Here is a 22,689-nt window from a genome sequence, read left to right as displayed (position 1 = left end):
GGTCGGTTCGTAGTGTTGGAGGTGGGCCGGGTTCATGGAAGGCGGTGCCGGTCGGCGCCGCCGAACGGCATCGGCGGGCGGACGGCACGGAATTCTTTTCGACTGGCGACGCCCGCATGCTGTCATGCGGCGCGAATGGCGGCAATCGAAAAAATTGCGCATTGCGTCGTTTCCGACCCTTTCCGCGATGGCCGCGCGGTTTTTTGCGCCGTCCCGGCGGTCGGGCAGCCGCGCGCACGCTCATGTGGCGGCGCGGAAACGGCCGCCGCCACCGGCAAGCCGGCGCGTGCGTGGCGACAGGAAGGCGCGCGCCCAGCGTGGCGGGCGGCACGCCCGCACGCGCACGCATCGGCGAGCCGGCCGCGTGACGGCCGGCGCACCGTGCCCGGCGCGCATCCGGCCGTTCAATGGCTGCGCGCGTACCCCTGGATCAGCGCGCGCATCATGCCTTCGACCGTTGCGTCGAGCAGATCGGTTTCCTGCTCGGATTCCTCGACGAGCGCGGCATAGGCGGTGGCGAGCGTCACGCGGTCGACTTCGTGGCGCTGTTCCATCAGCGTCACCATCCCGTCCTTCGCCAGATGAGCGGAGAACGCGCGGCTGCCGATGGTCTGGAATACGTCAATCATGGCGGTTCTCCCGTCCGTTGCGATGCCTTCCAGTTTAGTCGGCGCACCGGCGCTTCGCCATGCGCGGAGGCGGCGCGAGCACGGCCGGCACCACGTGGCATCGGTTTCAACGTTTACCCGAACCGCCAAATTGTCGAATTTTTACCGAGACAGTCTCGTGTCGGATTTTGCGGCCTGAGCCCGGTCAAAACCGGGCGGGCCGCGCATCGTCACGACGCCGCGCATCCAACTCGCGGTCGCGGGTGTCGGCGGCGTGGTGTCGGGGTGCGTGAAGGACTGGGTGCCGATCGATTCGGCGTTTGCCGTCGTCGCCGCCCATACGGTCGGCATGGCGCTGTTCACGATGATCATGGGCAACGGGTTCGCCGCGTTCCCGGTGATGGTGGCCGGGATCGGCCTGCCGTTGATCGTCCGCCCGTTCCATGGCAACCCGGCGATCCTCGGCGCGATCGGGATGCCGAGCGGCTTCTGCGGTACGCTGATGACGCCGATGGCCGCGAACTTCAACATCGTGCCCGCGGCGCTGCTCGAACTGAAGGACAAGAACGGCGCGATCAAGGCGCACTGGCCGACGGCCGTGCTGCTGCCGACCGTGAACACGCTGCTGATGTACGCGTGCGTCTTCCGCTACTGACGAGATCCTCATGACCGACCGACTGCCCCCCGAACTCGCGTCGACATTCGCGTCGCTCGCGCTCGCGCACCTGACCCGCGAATATCCGAACAAGCTCACGCATTCGCTCGAAGGCCCGCACGACGTGCAGGGCCCGCGCGCGCTGCATCCGATCTTCTACGGCAGCTACGACTGGCATTCGTGCGTGCACGGCTACTGGCTCGTGCTGCGCGTGCTCGAACGCTATCCGGCGCTGCCGGAGGCCGAGCGGATCATCGCCATCGTCGATGCGCATTTCACCGACGCGAACGTCGCCGGCGAGCGCGCTTATCTGGCGCTGCCGCACAACAGCGGCTTCGAGCGGCCTTACGGCTGGGCGTGGCTGCTGGCGCTGTCCGCGCAACTGGAGCGGACAGCGCTTACAGGCGTGGTGCCGCAGGCCGCGCGCTGGGCGAAGACGATGGCGCCGCTCACCGAGCTGTTCGTGTCGCGCTTCGAAACGTTCCTGCCGAAGGCGACCTATCCGCTGCGCGTCGGCACGCACTTCAACACCGCGTTCGCGCTCGCGCTGACGCTCGACTTCGCGCGCGCGACGCAGCGCGACGGGCTCGCGGCGCTGATCGTCGATACGGCGAAACGCTGGCACCTGAACGATGTCGCGTGCCAGGCATGGGAGCCGTCGGGCGACGAGTTCCTGTCGCCCGCGCTGATGGAGGCGGAGCTGATGCGGCGCGTGCTGCCGGCCGGCGAATTCGACGGCTGGTTCGCGCGCTTCCTGCCGGATCTCGCGCGCGGCGAGCCGGCGACGCTGTTCGTGCCGGCGACGGTCAGCGACCGCGGCGACGGCAAGATCGCGCATCTGGACGGGTTGAATCTGAGCCGCGCGTGGTGCCAGCGCGCGCTCGCCGGCGCGCTGCCGGAAGGCGATGCACGGCGCGCGAAGCTGCTCGACGCGGCCGAGCGGCATCTCGCGAGCGCGCTCGCGCACGTGGCCGGCGACTACATGGGCGAGCACTGGCTGGCGACGTTCGCGCTGCTCGCGATCGACGCGTAGTCGCTTCGATCGGGGATCGGCGACGAAGGGCGAGGCGGGCGCCACGCGATGTGCGGCACGCCCGCCCGCCACACTGGCGGTGACTTACTGATAGAAGTTCAGCGTGACCATCGCCGAACGGCCCGGCGCCCACGTCGCATAGATCGGATACGCGCTCGCGTAATACTGCTTGTCGAACAGGTTCTGCACGTTCAGCTGAACGTCCATCGTCTTGTTCACGCGCCACGTCGCGGCGGCGTCGAAACGCGCATAGCCGGGCGTCCATTTCTTCGTCGTCGCCGACACCGATGCATAGGTCTGGCTCATCACCGTCGCGCCCGCGCCGAGCGTGAGCTTCGGCATCACGTCGTAGCTCGTCCACAGCGTGAAGTTGTGCTTCGGCACCATCACCATCGGCAGGCCCGAGGCGCCCGGGCTGCCGGGGCCCGCGTCGGTCGTGATCGCGTTCAGGTACGAGTAGCCGCCGAACACGTGCCATTTCGACGTCAGGTTGCCCGCGAAGCCGAGTTCGACGCCGCGCACGCGCTGCTTGCCCGCGTTGACGGTGTGACCCAAGCCGTCGCTCACGCGCGCATTGGTCTTTTCGGTCTGGAACAGCGCCGACGTCAGCGACAGCTGATCCTGCAGCACGTCCCACTTCGCGCCGATCTCGATGTTGCGCGAGCGCTCGGGCGCGAGGTCCTGGTTCGTCGCGGTGATCTGGTCGGTGCCGCCGCCGAGGCCCGCGTTCGAGCCCGGCGGGTTCGACGACGTGCCGTACGACGCGTACAGGCTCACGTTGCTCACCGGCTTGAACACGAGGCCGAACTGATAGCTGAACAGATTCGACGTGTTCGACAGGTCGGCGACGCCGGCCTGCTTGCCGGTCGTGTCGTAGCGGTCGAAGCGCAGCCCCGTGTTGAACTGCCAGCGCTCGGACAGCCTGACCGTGTCGAAGATATATGCGGACACCGTGTCGGTGCGCGTGTTCGTCGTCGGGCCGGGGAAGCCCTTGTCGCCGTTCAGCACGATGTTGCCGGTCCACGGCATGTTCGGGTTCCAGCCGCCGGCGAGCGGCGTGCAGTTGCCGGCCACCGAGCACGGGCCGCCCGAGCGGATGTTGTTGCCGGCGGCATCCGACACGAGATAGCCCTCGTAGCGCGATTGCTCGTGGCTGAACTCGACGCCGGCCGTCATCGTGTGCTTCATCCCGAACAGGCTCGCGCTGCCGGTCACTTCGGTCTGGTTCGAGAAGCCGTTGAGCGCGTACTTGCCGCTCTTCGCCTGCAGCCCGAGCAGGTTCGGGTTCGACGCGAGGATCTGCGGATTCGTCGCGACGTAGTCGAGCGTCGAGCGCCCGAACATCGTCGTGTTCTTCAGCTTCCAGGCGTCGTTGAGCTTGTGCTCGATGCGCACTTCGCCGGTGTCGGTCTGCCCGTAGCGGTAGTCGCGCGTGTTCAGTCCGAAGAACTGCCCGCGATCGGCCGGCACCGGCGTGCCGCCGGACGCGCGGAACGGCACGCTGAAGTCCGGCATGTCGTACGCGTTCATGTGGTAGTAGCTGACCGTGACCGTGGTCGGCGTGTTCAGCCCGAACACGATCGACGGCGCGACACCCCAGCGCTTGTTGTACACGTCGTTGCGGCCGGCCTGGTTCGCGTCGTGGCCCATCACGTTCAGCCGCACGGCCGTCGTGTCGTTGATCCTGCGGTTCGCGTCGACCGTCGCGCGCTTGTAGCCGTCGGTGCCGAAGCCGATGCTGCTGTTGATGAAGTCGTCGTTCTGCGGCGTCTTCGTGACGATGTCGATGCTGCCGCCCACCGAGCCGCGGCCCGCGTAGACGGAGTCGGGGCCCTTGATCACGCTGATCTGCTCGACCGCGAACGTCTCGCGGTTCTGCAGCCCCGAGTCGCGCATCCCGTCGACGAAGATCGCGTTGCGCGATTCGAAGCCGCGAATCACCGGACGGTCGGCCGACGGGTTCGCGGCCGCGTCGCCGCCGAGGAACGTGATGCCCGGCACCGAGCGCAGCGCATCGGCGAACGACGTGACGTTCTTTTCCTTGATCAGTTGCTCGGGAATCACCGTGACCGAGCGCGGCGTGTCGAGCAGCGGCGCGGTGAATTTGTACGACGGCGAGCGCTTCACCTGCAGGTCCGACAGCGCGGACGACTGGACCGCGATCGTCGGCAGCGTGGTCGACGTATCCGCGGTGGCGGGCTGGCCGGCAGCGGGGGCGGAGGCGGGAGCGGTTTCGGCGGAAGCGAGCAGCGGTGTCAGGAACACGGAGCAGGTCAGCGCCGACACGAGGGCACGAGGCCTCGTCTTGAACTGGGCAGGCATGGCGGAAGGCAGCGGAAGTAGCGGTGAAACGGATGCGTCGTCGCGATGCCGGCGGGCCGGGCCCGTGGCATCGAAGGATGCAGATATAAATGAGTATGATTCGCGTTAGCGAATGCGATTGTACGGTCGAGTATGAAATATGTAAACGATTGCATGGTTTTTGTACTAAATCGGCCGAGCTTTTCGCGGCTGGCGCGACGGCTTTGCATCCGGCGCAAGACCGCTTTCCATCGACCGACCGGCTCGACCCGGCGGCGAGTCGATACACTGCCGTACCGGTTGCACGGGCCCCGGCAACCGCGCCCGACGAAGGAGACAACACAGATGGACACCCAACGCGCAGCGGTCGTCACGTACCGCGGCAATGCGATCGAGAACACGCACTTCGCCGATGTGGCGGTGGTGGATGCCGGCGGCAAGCTGCTGTTCCGGTTCGGCGATCCGTTCCGGACGACGCTCGCGCGCTCGGCGGCGAAGCCGGCGCAGGCGCTGTCCGTGATCGAGACGGGCGCGCCCGATCGCTTCGGTTTCGACGACGCGGACATCGCGCTGATGTGCGCGTCGCACAGCAGCGAGGAGCGGCACATCGCGCGCACGCGGGCGATGCTCGCGAAGGTCGACGCACAGGAGTCGGATTTGCGGTGCGGCGGCCATGCGCCGCTGTCGGACGCGGTATACCGGTCGTGGATCAAGCGCGACTACACGCCGACCGGCATCTGCAGCAACTGTTCGGGCAAGCATGTCGGGATGCTGGCCGGCGCGCGGGCGATCGGCGCCGCGATCGCCGATTACCACCTGCCGGAGCACCCGATGCAGGTGCGCGTGAAGCACGTGGTCGCCCACGCGTGCGGCCTGCGCGACGACGAGGTGGGCTGGGCGATCGACGGCTGCAACCTGCCGACGCCGGCGTTCCCGCTCGATCGCCTCGCGCGGCTGTATGCGTCGCTGGCCGACGGCGCGGATCGCGTGGCAGCCGGCGGCGACGCGACGACCGATCGCGTGCGTGCGCTGGCGCGCATTCATCATGCGATGACCGGCCATCCCGAGCTGGTCGCCGGAGAAGGGCGCTACTGCACGGTGCTGATGGACGCGTTCGAAGGGCAGGTCGTCGGCAAGCTCGGCGCGGATGCATGCTACGGGATCGGCGTGCGGGCGTCGGCCAGCACGCGGGCGCTCGGCGCCGACGGCGCGCTCGGCATCTCGGTGAAGATCGAGGACGGCAACATCGACGTGCTGTACATGGTCGTCAGCGAGCTGCTCGAGCGGCTGCAGATCGGCACGGCCGCGCAGCGCGCGCGGCTCGCCGCGTTCCACCGCCCGCGGATGCTGAACACGCAGGGCGTCGAGATCGGGCACGCGACGTTCCCGTTCGAATTGCAGGCGGCCTGACGCGTGTCGTCGAGCCGATGCCGCGTGCCGGTGGGGCGTGCGGCGTCGGCGCCTGCGAGCTGACCGGCGCGCTGGCGGCCGCCGGCCCGGTCTACGCTCCCGCGTCGCGAATCTTGCCCAGCTCGACTGCCGACAGCTCGCCGATGTGCGCGAGATGTTCCGCGAGAAAGTCCTTCAGCACGCGCAGCTTCGCCGAGCTGCGCCGGTTCGCCAGATACGCGATGTAGATGTACTCGCCCGTCAGCTTGTTCTGCAGCCGATAGCGCGGCAGCACGGCTTCGAGCCGGCCGCTCGCGAGCAGGTCGCGCACCAGCCAGATCTCGAACTCGGCGATGCCGAGCCCCGCGCAAGTCGCGTCGAGCAGCAGCTCCGAGTGATCGGTGACGAGGTTGCCGGCCGGCAGCACGCTGTGCCGCGCGTCGCTGCGCACGAGTTCCCAGCGCGGATCGCCTTCGGGATGCACGTAGCGCAGGCAGTTGTGCTGCTGCAGGTCGTCCGGCGTCGCGGGGCGCCCGCAGCGGTCGAGATAGCCCGGTGTCGCGCACAGGATGCTGTCGTTGCGCGACAGCCGATGGACGACCAGGTTGTCCAGGTAGTTCTCGCCTTCGTGAATGTCGAGATCGAACCCGCCGGCGACGAGGTCGTTGTGATTGTCGGTGAGCCGCACGTCGAGCTGGATCGTCGGGTAGCGCGCGAGAAACGGCGCGATCAGCGGCGCGAGATGGCGGCGGCCGAACGCGACCGGCGCGGTGAGCTTGAGCGGCCCGCTCGGCTGCGCATTGAGCTCGGCGACGACGCGCAGCGTGTCGTCGAGATCGGCGATCAACGTGACCGCGCGCTCCAGGTAGATGTGGCCGGCTTCGGTCAGCGTCACGCTGTGGGTCGAGCGATGCAGCAGCGCGACGCCGAGCGCGTCCTCGATCGCCGTGATCTTGCGCGCGATGGTGGACGTCGACACGTGCATCTCCTTCGCGACCGCGGAAAAGCTCCCCATTTCGACGACCCGCACGAACGCGCGCATCGCGCCGAGGTGATCGAGGCCGGTGTCTCTCGCCGTTGTTTTCATCTGTTGCTCGCTGTTGCGCCTCACGCAAAACCGCTTTCGATAATACAGAAGCGAGCTTCTTTATGCAAAGGCATAGAATGCGACCCGTCGTACCGGGAAGTGGCACACGCAGCGGCTTTCCCGCGGCGGAACGGGACAATTCAGGAGGGACACCATGACGGAAAACGGCTTCCGCGTCGAAGCGGATCTTTTAGGGAAGCGAAGCATTCCGGAGGCGGCGTACTACGGCGTCCACACGCTGCGCGCGAAAGAGAACTTCGACATATCGGGGCGCACGATCGCGTCGCTGCCGTATCTCGTCATGGCGCTCGCGGCCGTGAAGGAAGCCGCGGCCGATGCGAACTGCGAGCTCGGGCTGTTGCCGGCCGCGTATCGCGACGCGATCGCCGCCGCGTGCGTCGAGATCCGCGAAGGCCGCCTGCACGACCAGTTCGTGGTCGACATCATCCAGGGCGGGGCCGGCACGTCGACCAACATGAACGCGAACGAGGTGATCTGCAACCGCGCGCTCGAAATCATGGGGCATGCGCGCGGGCAGTACGAATACCTGCATCCGAACGAACACGTCAATCTCGCGCAGAGCACGAACGACGTGTATCCGACCGCGATCCGGATCGCGACCTGCTTCGCGGTCGAGCATCTGCTCGAGGCGATGGGGCGCTTGCGCGATGCGTTCGCCGAGAAGGCCGACGCGTTCTCGGGCCTCCTGAAGCTCGGCCGCACGCAGCTGCAGGACGCCGTGCCGATGACGCTCGGCCAGGAATTCTCGACCTACGCGGTGATGATGACGGAAGACATCGCGCGCCTGCAGGAAGCCGGCAGGCTGATGCGCGAGATCAATCTCGGCGCGACCGCGATCGGCACCGGCATCACCGCGCATCCGCAGTATGCGGAGAAGGCGCTGGCCGCGTTGCAACGCATTACCGGCCTGGACCTGAGCACCGCGCCGAACCTGATCGAGGCGACGCAGGACTGCGGCGCGTTCGTGCAGATCTCCGGCGTGCTGAAGCGGATCGCGGTGAAGCTGTCGAAGATCTGCAACGATCTGCGGCTGCTGTCGAGCGGCCCGCGCGCCGGCTTCGGCGAGATCAACCTGCCGCCGGTGCAGGCCGGCTCGTCGATCATGCCGGGCAAGGTGAATCCGGTGATTCCGGAAGTCGTGAACCAGGTCGCGTTCGAAGTGTTCGGCAACGACCTGACGGTGACCTTCGCCGCCGAGGCCGGACAGCTTCAGCTCAACGCATTCGAGCCGGTGATCGCGAGCGCGCTGTTCCGCAGCTTCAGCCATCTGACGGCCGCGTGCACGACGCTCGCGGGCCGCTGCGTGAGCGGGATCACCGCGAACCCCGAACGGCTGCGCGAAACGATGGAGCGCTCGGTCGCGCTCGCGACCGCGCTGAACCCGTACATCGGCTACAAGCGCGCGACCGCCGTGGCCGCCGAGGCACACGAGAGCGGCAAGTCGATCCGCGAGGTCGTGCTCGATCGCGCGCTGATGACCGTCGCGCAACTGGATGAAGCGTTGCAGCCCGAAGCGCTGATCCGTCCGCGCGCGTACTGATGCCGGCCGCGCGGCGCCGGCGCATGCCGCCGGCGGCCCGCGTGCGGCCGTTCCCGCAGCGCCCCGCCGATGGGCGCGACACATCCACACACATCAAGAAACGGAGACATACCATGAAGCATGCCAGCGAGCGCCCGGCCGACACGGCCGGCGGCGCGGATCCCCGTCATGCCGACCGCGATGCGATGTTCGCGTCGCACGAGTCCGGCTATGAGCAGAAGTTGAAGCCGCGACACGTGCAGATGATCGCGATGGGCGGTGCGATCGGCACCGGGCTCTTTCTCGGCGCGGGCGGCCGCCTGCAGAGCGCGGGGCCCGCGCTCGCGGTCGTGTATCTCGTGTGTGGCGTGTTCGCGTTCCTGATCATGCGCGCGCTCGGCGAGCTCGTGATGCACCGGCCGACCAGCGGCTCGTTCGTGTCGTACGCGCGCGAGTTCATGGGCGAGCGCGCGTCGTTCGTCGCGGGCTGGATGTACTACCTGAACTGGGCGACGACCGGCATCGTCGACATCACCGCGGTCGCGATCTACATGAAGTACTGGGCCGTGTTCACCGACGTGCCGCAGTGGGTGTTCGCGCTCGGCGCGCTCGGGATCGTGTCGGTGATGAACATGATCGGCGTGAAGGTGTTCGGCGAGATGGAGTTCTGGTTCTCGATCGTCAAGGTCGGGACGCTCGCGCTGTTCCTCGCGGTCGGCGCGGTGTTTCTCGCGAGCGGTCATCCGGTCGCCGGCCAGATGCCGGGGCTGCACCTGGTCGCGGATCATGGCGGGATCTTTCCGCATGGGGTGCTGCCGGCCGTGCTGATCGTGCAGGGCGTGGTGTTCGCGTATGCGAGCATCGAGCTCGTGGGCGTCGCGGCGGGCGAGACCGCCGATGCGCGCAAGGTGCTGCCGAAGGCGATCAACAGCGTGATGTGGCGCATCGCGCTGTTCTACGTGGGCTCGGTCGTGCTGCTGACGATGCTGCTGCCGTGGACCGCGTACAGCGCGCACGAAAGCCCGTTCGTGACGTTCTTCAGCAAGCTCGGCGTGCCGTACGTCGGCACGGTGATGAACATCGTGGTGCTGACCGCCGCGCTGTCGAGCCTGAACTCCGGCCTCTATTCGACCGGGCGCGTGCTGCGTTCGCTCGCGATGGGCGGCTCGGCGCCGCGCTTCGTGTCGCGGATGAATGCGCGCGGCGTGCCGTACGGCGGGATCCTCGTCACGGTCGCGATCAATGCGCTCGGCGTGCCGCTGAACTACATCGTGCCGTCCCAGGCGTTCGAGATCGTGCTGAACATGGCATCGCTCGGGATCATCTCGACCTGGGGCTTCATCGTGATGTGCCAGATCCTGTTCCGCCGCGCGGTCAATCGCGGCGAGCTGAGCCCCGTGTCGTTCCGGATGCCCGGCGCGCCGTTCACGTCGTGGCTCACGCTCGGGTTTCTCGTCACCGTGCTGGTGCTGATGGCGTTCGATTACCCGGGCGGCACGTGGACCGTCGCGATGATTCCGGTCGTCGTGCTAGCGCTGGTGGTCGGCTGGAAGCTCGCGAAGCGCGGTGCGGCGCGGGAGGCGGCGGCCGCCGCCGCTGCCGATCGCGTGTCGATCATCGCCGATCCGGCCAGTAACGTCTGACGATAAGCACGAGATACACGATAGGCACGAGACGCCCGGGCGGGCCACCGCCCGGTGCGCTCAGTTCAATCCGGCGCGCGCGCCGACCCAGCGGCTGAAGTCGCCGGCCATCTGCGCCGTGAGTTCATGGCCGGCGTCGTACAGCCGCGTTTCGTGCGCGACGCCGAGCGACGTCAGCTTCGCGTCGGCCGTGTCGGCCCATGCGACGGGCAGCTTGTCGTCGAAGCGGCCGTGCATCACCAGCGCGTGGATCGCGCTCAACGCATCGCGCGATGCGATCAGCGGATCGATCTCCGGCAGGATGCGGCCGCACAGCACCGCGAATGCGGCGACGTCGGCCGGTGACGTGAGGCCGACGCTCGCGCTCATGATGCCGCCCTGGCTGAAGCCGGCGATCACGGCGGGCAGCGCGGTATCGTTCGAGGTGTCTCGCGCGCTCAACGCACGCAGCAGCGCAATCAGCTGCATACGGCTCGCCTCCGCGCGGGCCGCATCGATTTCGGGGCCGTTCGGGCCGAAGCGCACCGGAAACCACGCATGCTGGCTGGGGCCGAACGTCAGCGGGCCGCGCACGAACGCGATGTCGATGCGCGGATCGACCGTGCCGGCCAGGTTCAGCAGGTTGGTCTCGTTGCCGCCGACGCCGTGCAGCAGCACCAGGCGGCCCGCGGGGCGGCCGGTGGCCGGGCGCAGCAGGTACTGGAGACCGGATTCGGAGTCGGTGGCGAGCGGCAGGACGTCGGTCATTGCAAGGGTCCGGTGGAGAAATGATCCGACAGTCTAGAACGCGCGGGCGGGGAGGTGAATCGCCGGATGGCGATTGAATGTTTCCAGGCAGGAATGAATTGACTCGCTTGAAAGACGTTCGTCAAAATCGGGTGCGACTACGGAGACGGAAGGAGGTCGGATGATTCAGACGGAGCGGATGCATCTGACGTTGCAGCGACGAAACGTCACGATGCGGATGCATCGGTGCTCCCGGAGCCCGGACATCACCGCAACCGAACCACCGTCGGCTTCAGCTCCGTGTACTTCTCCAGCGCGTGCAGCGAGCACGTGCTGGTCGCGCAGGGCGACGTCGCGTTGAACCTGACCGGGTCGCGACCGTCGGCCGGGTGGCCGGGCGGCGCGCTCGATCCGTGAACGACGATGTGCGGGCCACCGGGGCGCCCGTGCGTCGAATCCGTCGCGGCGCGGACAAGGCTGCGTAAACAATCGATTCGCGATTCGATTCGCGGATAATGCGCAAACGTTTTACCGGTATTGGACCGGATTGAATGGCCGGATCGAGAATAAAAGAACCCATATCCGGATTCGATCTGCTTGCGGCGCCTGGCAACCTCGCCAAGTCGCACCGGCCGGAGATTAACGGCCGCTCCGGGAAAAACTTTAGGATTTTCCCGCCACAATTAATCATTGCGATTTTCTCAATGACCGATTGATTTTCAGTCATCGGACGGTCATGCACCATCCCCGATAATTCGGCGCTCATATTCTTTCAATAGGCCAAAAGGCGATCGAAGCCGGATCGCTGCGGGGAGCTGTACTCATGACCATTCGTCATCGCATTACGCTGCTAGTCGTCCTGACGTTTTTCGCGCTGTCCGCGATCGGCGTGTACGCCGTGTACCAGACGCGCAAGAGCGCGTCCGAGGTGCGTCAGGTTACCCAGGGAATCGTGCCGAGCGCGCTCGCGTCGGCGGATCTCGTCGCCGATGTGAAGAACATCCAGATCGCGACGATGACGCTGGTGTACGCACCCGACGCGAACACCGCCGCGCAGGCGCGCGACGAGCTGAAGGCGAAGCAGGGCGCACTGCGCACGGCGCTCGACGCGCAGGCGAAATCCGCGGTCGGGCAGGCGCAGCAAGGCCTCGTCGCGCAGGCGAAGGACAGCGCCGCGAACTACTTCGCGGCGATCGACGACACCGTGAAGATGAAGACCGACGGCAAGCCCGAGATGGCGCAGGCATACCTGTTCGCGAACGTCGCGCAGTATCGCGACGAACTCGAGAGCATCGTCGATACGCTGCGCGTCGAGAAGAACCGCCAGAAGGACGACGCGATCCGCGCGCTGAACGGCATGCTGTCGACGACGGCGACCGCGATCGCGGGCGTCGCGGGCACGGTCGTGGTGCTGCTGACCGCGCTCGGCTTCGTGCTGTATCGCCAGATCACGCGCCCGCTGATCGGGATGCAGACGGCGATGAGCGAGATCGCGACGAGCCAGGATTTCACGCGCCGCGTGCCGGTGGGCCGGATGGACGAGATCGGTCATTCGATCGTCGCGTTCAACGGGATGATCGAGAAGATCCAGGAGAACGCCGCGCAACTGAAGCAGAAGACGGCCGACATCCAGGCGATGCTGCAGAACATGCAGCAAGGGATCCTGACCGTCGTCGAAGGCGGCGTCGTGCACGCGGAATATTCGGCTTACCTCGAAACCATCTTCGAGACGAACGACATCGCCGGCCGCGACCTGATGGCGCTCGTGTTCGATGCGTCGAGCATCGGTTCCGACGCGCGCTCGCAGGTCGAGGCGGCCGTGCATGCGTGTCTCGGCGAGGACAGCATGAACTTCGCGTTCAACGAGCACCTGCTTGTCAACGAAGTCGCGAAACAGATGCCGGACGGCCGCGAGAAATGGCTCGACCTGAGCTGGTCGGCGATCACCGACGAAACCGACACGGTCGTGCGGCTGATGCTGTGCGTGCGCGACGTGACCGAGATTCGCGAGCTGACCGCGCAGGCCGGCGAGCAGCAGCGCCGCCTCGAGATGATCGGCGAGATCCTGTCGATCAGCCAGGACAAGTTCCACGACTTCGTGCACAGCGCGAAGGGCTTCCTCAGCGAGAACGAGCGGATGATCCGCCAGCACGAACGCGCGGATCACTCGATCGTCGCGGCGCTGTTTCGCAACATGCATACGATCAAGGGCAATGCGCGCACGTACAGCCTGCAGCACCTGACCAACATCGTCCACGAAGCGGAGCAGGCATACGAGTCGCTGCGCCGCGCGGACGGCGGGCCCGAGTGGGACCGCGACGTGCTGATGGACGATCTGGCCCGCGTGCGCGAGGCGGTCGACCACTATGCGACGATCAACGCGGTCACGCTCGGCCGGCACGGCGAGCCGGCGCAACCGGGCGGTGCCGATTACCTGATGGTCGAGCGCGCGCACATCGACGCGAGCCTGCGCATGCTCGACGGCGCCGATCCGGCGAACGCGGGCGACTGGCACGCGGCGCGCGATTCGGTGCGCCGCCTGCTGAGCCAGTTCGGCACGCACGGCATCGGCGATGCGCTGGGCGGCGTGATCGAGTCGCTGCCGTCGCTCGCGGCCGAACTCGGCAAGCCGGCGCCCGTCGTGCATATCGACAGCAACGGCCATCGCGTGCGCAGCGAGATCGGCGCGACGCTGAAGAACGTGTTCATGCACCTGCTGCGCAACGCGATCGACCACGGGATCGAAACCTCGGACGAGCGTCGCGCGGCCGGCAAGGCGCCGGCAGGCACGATCGACATCGCGGTCGACGTCGAGGACGACACGCTGCGCTTCGTGCTCGGCGACGATGGCCGCGGCCTCGCGCTCGACCGGATTCGCGGGATCGCGCGCGAGCGCGGCTGGATCGACGCGGGCAACGACGCCGCGCTGACCGATGAAGCGGTGGCCGAACTGATCTTCCGCCCGGGCTTCTCGACCGCGCGCGCGGTGACCGAGGTGTCGGGGCGCGGCGTCGGGATGGACGCGGTGCGCAACTTCCTGAAGCGCGACGGCGGCGACATCGCGCTGCGCTTCACCGACGATCGCGTCGGCTCGCCGTATCGCGCGTTCGAGACGATCGTGTCGCTGCCGGCACGCTTCGCGATGGACGGTGCGGCGCACGATGTCGAGCAGCCGGCCCGCGCCGGCATCGCGAACGTCGGAGCAACGGAGTGATCGTGCAAGCGTGGATGATTCCGGTCGGCGCCGCGCTGGCGGGCGGCCTGGTGGTGGCGGCGATCGCCGCGATCGTGTGCCGCATCGCGCGCGCGCGGCTGGTCGCCGCAATGACGCACGAAGCGGACGCACTGCGCGATGCGCTCGGCGCAGCCGATGCGCGTGCCGATGAGGCCGTCGCCGCGCAGGCGGACGCGGCACAGGCGTGGGCGGACCGCGAGGCGGAGCTCGAGGCGATGCTGGCGCGCGAGGCGGCCGGCACCGGCGAGCAGCGCGACGCATTGAAGGCGCGCGCGGACGAGCGCGCGGCGCTGTCGCAGCACGCGACGAAACTCGCCGACGAAGCCGCGCGGCTGCGCGGCCTGGCCGGCACGTTCGAGCGCTGGCACGAGCAGATGATCTCGTTGACCACGCAGAACCAGGACATGCGCACGAAGAACCAGGAGCTGTCGGCGATCGTCGCGCACGTGTCGATCGTGTCGCTGAACGCGTCGATCGAGGCGGCACGCGCGGGCGCGGCCGGACGCGGCTTCTCGATCGTCGCGAGCGAGGTGCGCGGGCTGGCCGCGCGCTCGCAGCAACTGTCGAACAGCTATCGCGACAGCCTGAACCGCAACGATCTCGTGACGGCCGCGACGTTCCAGGACATTCAGGCCGGCGGCAAGATGATCACGGCCGCGCTCGCGACGCTCGAGTCGCTGGCCGCGCAATTGCACGCGCGGCTCGAAGGAGCGGCGGCGTGATCAGCGCGCAGGCCCGGGCCGGGTTCGAGCGGATCTTCTTCGATGCGGCGCGCACGCGGCTCGCGTCCGGCGGTGCGTGCGAGATCCGCCCGGCCGTGGTCGATACGCACGACGCGTCGCACGATCCGTCCCGCGCGAAGTCGCGTGCGACGCCGAAGGTCGCCGAGCACGTCGCCGTCCTGACGATCTCGGCGCTGCATTTCCGGTTGCTGCTCGCGCTGCGCTTTCGCGACGACGATCCGACGCGCCGCCATTTCACCGCGACGGCGCCCGGCGCGAGCACGCAGCGGCCGCTGCCCGACGCGTTCATGGAAGTCGCGAACCTGTGCTGCGGCGCGATCAACCAGGCGCTGACCGCGCCGTTCCCCGATCTCGGGATGTCGACGCCTTACCTGCTGAGCGGCGCGAGCAACGATTACCTGCCGGCGCTGAACCCCGATCACCTGGCCGCGTACGACGTGACGCTCGACGGCGACGTGCGGATCGGCGCGACGCTGTGCGTATGCGCGAATGCGCCGATCGATTTTCATGTGCCGGAAACGGCGAGCGTGGATACCGGCGGCGAGCTTGAACTGTTTTGACCGATTCCGAGGATTTCGCGAGATGACCGTAGACCAACCCGTCAGCAAGGTGCTCGTGCTCGACGACAGCCGCGTGCATGCCGCGACGATCAAGCGCTTCTGCGACGAGCACAACCTCGTCGGCCTGACCGTGCGGCGCAACCGGCTGCTCAAGGTGCTGCGCTCGAATATCGATCTGGGCGCGATCCTGCTCGCCGAGGACTACGGCGGCTCGCCGGCCGAGAGCGCGATCATCGCGACGCAGATCGACGCGCTGCGGCCCGAGCTGCCGATCATCCTGCGCCGCGCGGCGGATGCGTCGCGCGACGGGCTGCCCGATGCGCTCGCGCGGGTTGCGTGCGCGGCATACGTCGCCGACGACCTGACGCCGCTCAAGCGCGCGATCGACGAATACCTGTTCGGCCGCGACTACCCGAATGCGCTCGTGCGCGGCATCGCGGAGATCACCGAGGCGCGGCTCGACAGCCTGTTCGCGGGCATGACGATCGAGCACGACACGCCGTGCATCGTGCGCGACCAGATCATCTTCGGCGAGGTGTTCAGCCTGATCGCGCTGGAAAGCGCGTGGTGCCGCGGCTACATGCTGCTGCAGACGAGCGAGCAGCCGCTGCTCGACATGATCGGCGGCACGCGCGACGACGGCCGCGCCGCCGATTTCCGCGACGTGAACAGCGTGCTCGGCGAACTGACCAACCTGGTCTGGGGCGCGTTCAAGAACCGCTATCTCGGCGACGCGGAGGCACTCGCGCGCCATCCGGTGCAGGTGCCGCTCGTCGTCAATCACAAGCAGAAGTTCATTTCGTTCGGCGGCGATTGTCCGCAGCTCTGCTTCAAGTACCGGATGACCGATCCCGCGTCGGGCCGGTCGGTGCAACTCGACCAGCGTTTCGTGTTCAGCCTGAGCTGGTCGCCGGAGGATTTCCGCGAATCGGTGCAGGACGTCGGGCCGATGGTCGAGTCGGGCGAACTCGAACTGTTTTGAATATCGACTGTTGAAGTCGGCAACAACGAAAGGGGAAGACGGCATGGCAAAGATTCTGGTGGTCGACGATTCGGGCACGGTGCGCGACGAAGTCGCGGGTTTCCTGCGCAATCACGGGCTCGACGTCGCGACGGCGGTGGACGGCAAGGACGGGCTCGCGAAGCTCAAGGCGACGCCCGGCGTGCGCCTCGTGATCAGCGACGTGAACATGCCGAACATGGACGGCCTGACGATGGTCGAGAAGATCCGCGGCGAACTGGCGAACGCGTCGGTCAACATCGTGATGCTGACGACCGAAAGCAGCCCGGCGATGAAGGAGCGCGGCAAGGCCGCCGGCGTGAAGGGCTGGATCGTGAAGCCGTTCAAGGGCGACGCGGTGCTCGACGCGCTGAAGAAGCTCGCGGGATGACGGCGTGCGAAGGCGGTGCGTCGTGCGGGAGCGGCCGTCAGCGGGCCGCCGGCGCGGCGGACGCGAATTCGTCGACGACCGCTTCGATCACGGCCTGCACGCGCGCGGTCTTGTAGAGGTCGGCATGCGCGACGAGCCACACGTCGAAATGATTGCAGCGCCGCGCCATGAGCCGCACCAGTTCCGGCTCGGTGTCCGCGCGGAAGCACGGCAGCTCCGCCACGCCGAGGCCGGCGAGGGTCGCCTCGACCAGCATCATCGTCGACGAGGTCTGGAACATCACGCGGCCGCGTGACGTCGGTTCGCCGCACAGCGCTTCCCACATCGTCGGCACGACGGGCTGCTGGTACATCACCAGATCGTGCCCCTCGAACGCGCTGCCCGGCAGCGGTTCGCCGCGTTCGGCAAGATAGCCGCGCGACGCGTAGATGCCGGTTTCGAGATGCCCGAGCCGCCGGACGATCAGGTCGGGCGATTCCGGCCGCAACGTGCGGATCGCGAGATCCGCTTCGCGGCGGGTGAGGTTCGCGATTTCGGACGACGTCACGCACACGACGTCGATGCCGGCATGCTTGCGCCGCAAGCGTCCGATGGCCGGCACCACGAAGCGCTTGCCGAGCGAATCGGTGGTCGCGATGCGCACCGAGCCGGCCAGTTGCTCGTCGAACCCCATCACGCGCCGCTCGATCGTCAGCGACGCGCGCTCCATCGTTTCCGCCGGCTCGAGCAGCGCTTCGCCGGCCGGTGTCAACACATAGAGGGTCGGCGTGCGCAGGAACAGGCGCGCGGCCAGTTCGTCCTCGAGCGCCGCGACCCGGCGGCCGACGGTCGCCTGGTCGACGTTCAGCTGCGTGGCCGCGCCGCGCAGCGTGCCGGCGCGCGCCAGCGCGAGGAAGAAGCGGGCGTTGTCCCAGTTCAGGCGCATCGGCGGTTTCCTCGGGCAAGGGCAAAGGCAAAGGAAAGGGTAGTCGCGGCCGGTGATGCATTTCTGCATCACGAAGATGCGAAATTACCACTTTTCTGCATCGCATGCGGTTCCTAGACTCCTGGCATCGACCTGGAGTTCTCATGACCGATTGCTCATCCCCTGGCGCCGCTGCCCGCGCCCCCGCACCCACCGCCGCCCCGATGGCGGCAGCGGCGGCCGGCCGCCCGAGCGCGCGCGAACGCCGCTTCACGCTCGCGCTCGTCGCGCTCGGGATGTTCATGGCCGTGCTCGACACGACGATCGTCAACGTCGCGCTGCCGGCCATCCGCGCGAGCCTCGGCGCGACGGTCGCCGGGCTGGCGTGGATCGTCGACGCGTACACCCTCAGCTTCGCCGCGCTGATTCTCGCGGGTGGCGTGCTGTCCGACCGGTTCGGCGCGAAGCACGCGTATCTCGCCGGCCTCGCGATCTTCGTCCTGGCGTCGGCGGGATGCGGCTTCGCGCCGTCGGTGACCGTCCTCGTCGCCGCGCGCTTCGCGCAGGGCATGGGCGCGGCGCTGTTCCTGCCCGCGTCGCTGGCGATCGTGCGCAACACGTTCGACGTGCCGGCCGAGCGGGCGCGGGCGATCGCCGTCTGGGCGAGCATCGCGTCGGTGGCGGCGTCCGTCGGGCCGGTGCTGGGCGGCGTGCTGGTGGAGGATTTCGGCTGGCGCAGCGCGTTCCTCGTCAATGTGCCGACCGGCGCGCTGGCGCTGGCCGGGGCGGCCGTGCTGGTGCGCGCGTCGGCCCGGAGCGCCGCGCGACGCTTCGACTGGGCCGGCCAGTTCGCCAGTGCGGCGGCGCTCGGCGCGCTGTGCTTCGCCGCGATCGAAATGCCGACGCGCGGCCCCGGCGCGACGGACGTGCTGCTCGCGCTGCTGGTTGCCGTGCTCGCCGCCGCGGTGCTGATCGCCGTCGAGCGGCGCAGCGCCGCTCCGATGGTGCCGCTCGCGTGGTTCCGCAATCGCGTGTTCGTGGCGATGAACGTGATGGGCACGCTGGTCTATGTCGGCTATTTCGCGCTGCTGTTCATCCTGAGCCTGTACCTGCACGGCAGCATCGGGCTGAATGCGCGGCAGACGGGGCTGATGCTGTTGCCGCTCGCGCTGAGCCTGTCGTTCGGCAACGTGCTGTCGGGCAAGCTGCACGGGCGCGCCAGCGCGACGCAACTGATGGCCGGCGGGCTGTTGCTGTCGACGTGCGCCGTGCCGGCGCTCGCGGCCGCGCTGACGCTGCGCGCGCCGTGGCCCGTGGTGTGGGCGGCGATGGCGGCGTTCGGCACCGGCACGGCCTTGTCCGTGCCGCCGATGATCGCGACCGTGCTCGAACAGGTGCCGGCGGACGCGGCCGGTGTCGCATCGGGATTCCTCAACGCGGCGCGGCAGGCCGGGAGCCTGCTCGGTGTCGCGTTCGCCGGTGCCGCGACGATGCTGTTGCCGAACCTGGCGGCGGCGCTGCGCGCGGTCGCGGCGCTCGGCTTTGCCGCGTATGCGGTGGCGGCGCTGGTCGCGCTGATGGCCGGCGCGCGGATCGCGAAGCTGGCGCGGCGGCACGCGTGACGTGACGCGCGAGGCCTTCGCTCGGCCGTGCGGGCGCGCGCGAACCTGCTTCACCTGCCTGCCGGCCGGCCCCGCTGGACGGCGCGCGCATTGTGGAGGACGATTCGTGATGATGTCGATCGCGAATTCGGGCGCGTGCTGCCCGTCCCGTCCGTTCGCGCTCGATCGAACCTTGTCGAGCGGAGCACCATGGAACCCCGTCACGAGACACCCGAGCCGATCCTGTTGCGCGACGCGCGCGACGGCGTCGTCACGCTGCGGCTGAACCGGCCGCAACAGTTCAATGCGCTGTCCGAGGCGATGCTGGCCAGCCTGCAGGATGCATTCGATTCGCTGGCCGCCGATCCGCACGTGCGCTGCGTCGTGCTCGCCGCCGAAGGCAAGGCGTTCTGCGCGGGCCACGATCTGCGGCAGATGCGCGGCAAGCCCGAACTCGATTACTACCGTGCGCTGTTCGCGCAATGCAGCCGCGTGATGCTCGCGATGCGCGCCCTGCCGGTGCCGGTGATCGCGCGTGTGCACGGGATCGCGACGGCGGCCGGCTGTCAGCTCGTCGCCGCGTGCGATCTCGCGATCGCGGCCGACACCGCGCGCTTCGCGGTGTCGGGCATCAACGTCGGGCTGTTCTGTTCGACGCCGGCGGTCGCGTTGAGCCGCAACGTGGCGGCGAAGCGCGCGTTCGACATGCTCGTCACCGGGCGTTTCGTCGACGCGTCGACGGCCGCCGCGTGGGGGCTCGTCAACGAAGCGGTGCCCGAGGATGCGCTCGATGTGGCCATCGCGCGCAAGGTCGCGGAGATCGTCGCGAAGAGCCCGGCGGCGGTGCGCTACGGCAAGCAGATGTTCTACCGGCAGCGCGAACTGTCGCTGTGCGACGCCTACGCGCTGGCGGGCGACGTGATGGCGCGCAACATGATGGAAGAGGATGCCGGCGAGGGGATCGACGCGTTCCTGGAGAAGCGCAAGCCGACGTGGCGTTCGTAACGCGTCGCGCAGCGGCATGGCGGTAGCGTGTGCTTGCATGCGCCATGCCGCAAAAGCAAACCGTAAAAGCAAACGGGCCGCTCGACGCGACCCGCAGACGGACCCAGACGACCCGGATGCGCAACGGCACGCGAGCGTGCCGCCGCCGCCACGGCCGGCGTTATCGCCCGTAGCTGCCGGTGCGCAGCACCGGCTCGAGCGTCGACGCGCCCGGCGGCACGATCACGACCGGCACGCGGCGCGCGAGGGCGCACATCAGCTCGTAGCCGATCGTGCCGCTGGCTTCCGCGACGTCGTCGACCTTCACCCGATCGCCCCACAGCTCGACGCTCGAGCCGATGCCCGCATTCGGGCACGGCGTCAGGTCGACGGTCAGCATGTCCATCGACACGCGGCCGACGACGCGCGTCATCACGCCGTCCACCGCGATCGGCGTGCCGGTCGGCGCGTGGCGCGGATAGCCGTCCGCGTAACCGCACGCGACGACGCCGATCCGCATCGGCTGGTCGGCCGTGAAGCGGCGGCCGTAACCGACCGTTTCTGCCGGCGCGAGCGTCTGCACGCCGATGATCTTGCTGGTCAGCGTCATCGCGGCCCTCAGCGGCGTGTCGGCGATGTGCCGCGCCGCCCCCGTCGGCGATGCGCCGTACAGGATCGTGCCGGGCCGCACCCAGTCGCGGTGCGCGCGCGGATGCCACAGCACGGCCGCCGAATTCGACGCCGAGCGCTCGCCCGGAATCCCGGCTGTGGCCGCATCGAACTGCTCGAGCTGCCAGTCGACTTCGCCTTCGTCCGCGTTCGCGAAATGCATCATCAGCGTGATCTTGCCGATCGACGGCGCGGCCGCCGCGCGTTCCCATGCGGCGCGGAACGCGTGCGGCCGGTAGCCGAGCCGGTTCATCCCGGAATTCATCTTCAGCTGGATGTCGATCGGCTGCTGCGGCTTCGCGGCGATCAGCAGGTCGAGCTGTTCGTCGCAATGCACGGCGACCGTCAGCCGGTGGCGATCGGCCAGTTCGACGTCGGCCGGCTCGAAGATCCCTTCGAGCAGCAGCACCGGCTTGTCCCAGCCGAGCTCGCGCACGCGCACGGCTTCGTCGAGATCGAGCAGCGCGATGCCGTCGGCGGCCGCGAGCCCCGGATAGATCCGCTCGATTCCGTGACCGTAAGCGTTGGCCTTGATCACGGCCCACACGCGCGATTGCGCGGCGGTGGCGCGGATGAACGCGAGGTTGTGGCGGATGGCGCCGGGACGGATATGGGCGACGATGGGACGGGGCATGGGCAGGCTCGGGTCGAAAGTCGTTCGGTGCGCGCGGCGGCGCGGTGCGTGGGAAGCAGGCTGGCGCGGCAATGCACGCCGAGCCAGTGTTGAACGCTATCTTATGGGTGTTCGACCAGTTTTAATTAACGTATTTGTCGATGATTTGGTGGAATGTTTGGCGTGGAATCCATCCCGCCACGGCCTTCCGCAGCCTGCATTGCCGAGTCTCCCGTTTAGAAAACGGGCGCGCGAACAGCACGACGCAATGCTAAGCTCTGCGCGACCCTGTCATTGCTCAATGTAATCATAAAGGAGGAGACTTTGATGACGACGTCCCAGCTATGCCTGTTCATCGTGGCGCTGTTGCCGTTCCCGCTGACGTTCCTGGCCAAGGCCCGCAAGGGTTACGACAACCGTGCGCCGCGCGAGTACCTGGCGAAGCTCGAAGGCTGGCGCGCGCGGGCGCAAGCCGCACACCAGAATGCATGGGAAGCGCTCGCGCTGTTCACCGCGGCACTGGTGGTCGCCTGGCACAACGGCGCGAACGCGCACCACGTCGACCAGCTTGCGATGGCGTTCGTCGCGATCCGGGTCGTCTATATGCTGGTGTACCTGCTGAACTGGGCGTCGCTGCGCTCGCTGGTGTGGTTCGGCGGGATGGCTTGCGTCGTCGCGCTGTTCTTCGCGACGCCGTGACGTAGACGAGACCATGAACCGGCGCCGCCTGCGCCGGCTTCGCGCGCCGGCGCGCCGCGCGCCGCGCGCGTGACCGTCGTTGGATGCGGGCGCAACGATCCACGCCCGCCGCCACAGCGGCCGCCAGCACCGCACCGTCCCCGAGCTCCAACGCTGCCGCGCGTTTCCGCGCCCGATAGCCGCCGCTCCCATTCCCCCGCCTTTTTCCTCCGACCAATCCCGCCAGGCCGACTCGGGTTTGTCTCGATGCATTTCCCCATTGAGAATTTTTTTTGTTGTCGTAGTATCCGTGTTGACAACACTTGTTG

At 68.0% G+C, this 22,689-nt stretch carries 19 protein-coding genes and 1 pseudogene; 14 read left to right on the top strand and 6 right to left on the bottom strand.

Annotation, left to right across the window (positions count from 1 at the left end; translation table 11 throughout):
• Positions 1 to 404: 404 nt before the first annotated feature.
• On the bottom strand, positions 405 to 629 hold the full coding sequence (locus tag ACTJKF_RS24810; protein ID WP_011355611.1) for a hypothetical protein: 225 nt from the start codon (positions 627 to 629) through the stop codon (positions 405 to 407).
• A 229-nt stretch (positions 630 to 858) separates the two neighbouring features.
• On the opposite strand from ACTJKF_RS24810, the pseudogene ACTJKF_RS24805 reads away from it, so the two are divergent.
• Positions 859 to 1,263, top strand: a pseudogene (locus ACTJKF_RS24805) (5-oxoproline transporter, DUF979 family subunit); the annotation flags it as partial.
• Between the two features lie 10 nt (positions 1,264 to 1,273).
• On the top strand, positions 1,274 to 2,296 hold the full coding sequence (locus tag ACTJKF_RS24800) for a DUF2891 domain-containing protein (RefSeq protein ID WP_440626957.1): 1,023 nt from the start codon (positions 1,274 to 1,276) through the stop codon (positions 2,294 to 2,296).
• Positions 2,297 to 2,380: 84 nt separating this feature from the next.
• Here the strand turns inward: ACTJKF_RS24800 and ACTJKF_RS24795 are convergent, their stop codons facing one another.
• Positions 2,381 to 4,618: a TonB-dependent receptor gene (locus ACTJKF_RS24795; protein WP_440626955.1), complete on the bottom strand. Its 2,238-nt coding sequence runs from the start codon at positions 4,616 to 4,618 to the stop codon at positions 2,381 to 2,383.
• A 324-nt stretch (positions 4,619 to 4,942) separates the two neighbouring features.
• On the opposite strand from ACTJKF_RS24795, the gene ACTJKF_RS24790 reads away from it, so the two are divergent.
• Positions 4,943 to 6,007: an asparaginase gene (locus tag ACTJKF_RS24790; RefSeq protein ID WP_440626953.1), complete on the top strand. Its 1,065-nt coding sequence runs from the start codon at positions 4,943 to 4,945 to the stop codon at positions 6,005 to 6,007.
• Positions 6,008 to 6,098: 91 nt separating this feature from the next.
• Here the strand turns inward: ACTJKF_RS24790 and ACTJKF_RS24785 are convergent, their stop codons facing one another.
• A complete protein-coding gene (locus ACTJKF_RS24785) occupies positions 6,099 to 7,073 on the bottom strand; it encodes a LysR family transcriptional regulator (protein WP_440626951.1) in 975 nt (324 codons plus the stop codon).
• A gap of 154 nt (positions 7,074 to 7,227) precedes the next feature.
• Between ACTJKF_RS24785 and ACTJKF_RS24780 the strand changes: the two genes are divergently transcribed.
• Together ACTJKF_RS24780 and ACTJKF_RS24775 are read left to right on the top strand one after the other, a co-directional pair.
• Positions 7,228 to 8,634, top strand: coding sequence for an aspartate ammonia-lyase (locus ACTJKF_RS24780; RefSeq protein ID WP_440626949.1), 1,407 nt, complete (start codon positions 7,228 to 7,230; stop codon positions 8,632 to 8,634).
• A 113-nt stretch (positions 8,635 to 8,747) separates the two neighbouring features.
• Positions 8,748 to 10,256, top strand: coding sequence for an amino acid permease (locus tag ACTJKF_RS24775; RefSeq protein WP_440626948.1), 1,509 nt, complete (start codon positions 8,748 to 8,750; stop codon positions 10,254 to 10,256).
• Between the two features lie 60 nt (positions 10,257 to 10,316).
• Here ACTJKF_RS24775 and ACTJKF_RS24770 read toward each other — a convergent pair whose 3' ends face one another.
• The gene (locus ACTJKF_RS24770) at positions 10,317 to 11,003 is read right to left on the bottom strand and encodes an alpha/beta hydrolase (protein WP_440626946.1); all 687 of its coding nucleotides are present in this window, start codon (positions 11,001 to 11,003) and stop codon (positions 10,317 to 10,319) included.
• Between the two features lie 225 nt (positions 11,004 to 11,228).
• Here ACTJKF_RS24770 and ACTJKF_RS24765 point away from each other — a divergent pair, with 225 nt between their 5' ends.
• The 6 genes from ACTJKF_RS24765 to ACTJKF_RS24740 all read left to right on the top strand — a co-directional run bounded on the left by ACTJKF_RS24765 (position 11,229) and on the right by ACTJKF_RS24740 (position 16,911).
• Positions 11,229 to 11,399: a hypothetical protein gene (locus ACTJKF_RS24765; protein ID WP_440626944.1), complete on the top strand. Its 171-nt coding sequence runs from the start codon at positions 11,229 to 11,231 to the stop codon at positions 11,397 to 11,399.
• 406 nt (positions 11,400 to 11,805) lie between these two features.
• Positions 11,806 to 14,196 carry an MCP four helix bundle domain-containing protein gene (locus ACTJKF_RS24760; protein WP_440626942.1) on the top strand — a complete coding sequence of 797 codons (2,391 nt, stop codon included), beginning with the start codon at positions 11,806 to 11,808 and terminating at the stop codon, positions 14,194 to 14,196.
• A 2-nt stretch (positions 14,197 to 14,198) separates the two neighbouring features.
• Positions 14,199 to 14,939, top strand: a complete 741-nt coding sequence (locus tag ACTJKF_RS24755; RefSeq protein WP_440626940.1) for a methyl-accepting chemotaxis protein — start codon at positions 14,199 to 14,201, stop codon at positions 14,937 to 14,939.
• Positions 14,936 to 15,520, top strand: a complete 585-nt coding sequence (locus tag ACTJKF_RS24750; RefSeq protein ID WP_440626938.1) for a hypothetical protein — start codon at positions 14,936 to 14,938, stop codon at positions 15,518 to 15,520. The genes ACTJKF_RS24755 and ACTJKF_RS24750 overlap by 4 nt, the downstream gene beginning before the upstream one ends.
• A gap of 22 nt (positions 15,521 to 15,542) precedes the next feature.
• A complete protein-coding gene (locus ACTJKF_RS24745; protein WP_440626937.1) occupies positions 15,543 to 16,502 on the top strand; it encodes a chemotaxis protein CheX in 960 nt (319 codons plus the stop codon).
• Between the two features lie 43 nt (positions 16,503 to 16,545).
• Entirely contained in the window at positions 16,546 to 16,911 is a 366-nt protein-coding gene (locus tag ACTJKF_RS24740; RefSeq protein ID WP_006759394.1) for a response regulator, read from the top strand.
• A 37-nt stretch (positions 16,912 to 16,948) separates the two neighbouring features.
• Here ACTJKF_RS24740 and ACTJKF_RS24735 read toward each other — a convergent pair whose 3' ends face one another.
• Entirely contained in the window at positions 16,949 to 17,830 is an 882-nt protein-coding gene (locus ACTJKF_RS24735; RefSeq protein WP_440626980.1) for a LysR family transcriptional regulator, read from the bottom strand.
• Between the two features lie 149 nt (positions 17,831 to 17,979).
• Here ACTJKF_RS24735 and ACTJKF_RS24730 point away from each other — a divergent pair, with 149 nt between their 5' ends.
• Together ACTJKF_RS24730 and ACTJKF_RS24725 are read left to right on the top strand one after the other, a co-directional pair.
• Positions 17,980 to 19,437 (top strand): MFS transporter, encoded by a 1,458-nt coding sequence (locus ACTJKF_RS24730; RefSeq protein WP_440626934.1) that lies wholly within the window; start codon positions 17,980 to 17,982, stop codon positions 19,435 to 19,437.
• Between the two features lie 189 nt (positions 19,438 to 19,626).
• Entirely contained in the window at positions 19,627 to 20,421 is a 795-nt protein-coding gene (locus ACTJKF_RS24725; protein ID WP_440626932.1) for an enoyl-CoA hydratase, read from the top strand.
• Positions 20,422 to 20,581: 160 nt separating this feature from the next.
• On the opposite strand, the gene alr is transcribed toward ACTJKF_RS24725, so the two are convergent.
• Positions 20,582 to 21,703: an alanine racemase gene (gene alr / locus ACTJKF_RS24720; protein ID WP_440626930.1), complete on the bottom strand. Its 1,122-nt coding sequence runs from the start codon at positions 21,701 to 21,703 to the stop codon at positions 20,582 to 20,584.
• Positions 21,704 to 22,009: 306 nt separating this feature from the next.
• On the opposite strand from alr, the gene ACTJKF_RS24715 reads away from it, so the two are divergent.
• Complete coding sequence (locus ACTJKF_RS24715) at positions 22,010 to 22,381, top strand: MAPEG family protein (RefSeq protein ID WP_440626929.1); 372 nt, start codon at positions 22,010 to 22,012, stop codon at positions 22,379 to 22,381.
• The last annotated feature ends 308 nt before the right edge of the window (positions 22,382 to 22,689 follow it).

Source organism: Burkholderia sp. 22313, from assembly GCF_052045245.1.
In the GTDB taxonomy this organism is placed as follows: Bacteria; Pseudomonadota; Gammaproteobacteria; order Burkholderiales; family Burkholderiaceae; genus Burkholderia.
Note: the sequence above shows the minus strand (reverse complement) of the source record. Positions and strands in the feature narration are given on the sequence as shown.

Bases quoted from the DNA above. Each gene is read 5' to 3' on its own strand.
- ACTJKF_RS24810 (WP_011355611.1), bottom strand. From the start codon at position 629: ATGATTGACGTATTCCAGACCATCGGCAGCCGCGCGTTCTCCGCTCAT.
- ACTJKF_RS24800 (WP_440626957.1), top strand. From the start codon at position 1,274: ATGACCGACCGACTGCCCCCCGAACTCGCGTCGACATTCGCGTCGCTC.
- ACTJKF_RS24795 (WP_440626955.1), bottom strand. From the start codon at position 4,618: ATGCCTGCCCAGTTCAAGACGAGGCCTCGTGCCCTCGTGTCGGCGCTG.
- ACTJKF_RS24790 (WP_440626953.1), top strand. From the start codon at position 4,943: ATGGACACCCAACGCGCAGCGGTCGTCACGTACCGCGGCAATGCGATC.
- ACTJKF_RS24785 (WP_440626951.1), bottom strand. From the start codon at position 7,073: ATGAAAACAACGGCGAGAGACACCGGCCTCGATCACCTCGGCGCGATG.
- ACTJKF_RS24780 (WP_440626949.1), top strand. From the start codon at position 7,228: ATGACGGAAAACGGCTTCCGCGTCGAAGCGGATCTTTTAGGGAAGCGA.
- ACTJKF_RS24775 (WP_440626948.1), top strand. From the start codon at position 8,748: ATGAAGCATGCCAGCGAGCGCCCGGCCGACACGGCCGGCGGCGCGGAT.
- ACTJKF_RS24770 (WP_440626946.1), bottom strand. From the start codon at position 11,003: ATGACCGACGTCCTGCCGCTCGCCACCGACTCCGAATCCGGTCTCCAG.
- ACTJKF_RS24760 (WP_440626942.1), top strand. From the start codon at position 11,806: ATGACCATTCGTCATCGCATTACGCTGCTAGTCGTCCTGACGTTTTTC.
- ACTJKF_RS24745 (WP_440626937.1), top strand. From the start codon at position 15,543: ATGACCGTAGACCAACCCGTCAGCAAGGTGCTCGTGCTCGACGACAGC.
- ACTJKF_RS24740 (WP_006759394.1), top strand. From the start codon at position 16,546: ATGGCAAAGATTCTGGTGGTCGACGATTCGGGCACGGTGCGCGACGAA.
- ACTJKF_RS24730 (WP_440626934.1), top strand. From the start codon at position 17,980: ATGACCGATTGCTCATCCCCTGGCGCCGCTGCCCGCGCCCCCGCACCC.
- ACTJKF_RS24725 (WP_440626932.1), top strand. From the start codon at position 19,627: ATGGAACCCCGTCACGAGACACCCGAGCCGATCCTGTTGCGCGACGCG.
- alr (WP_440626930.1), bottom strand. From the start codon at position 21,703: ATGCCCCGTCCCATCGTCGCCCATATCCGTCCCGGCGCCATCCGCCAC.
- ACTJKF_RS24715 (WP_440626929.1), top strand. From the start codon at position 22,010: ATGACGACGTCCCAGCTATGCCTGTTCATCGTGGCGCTGTTGCCGTTC.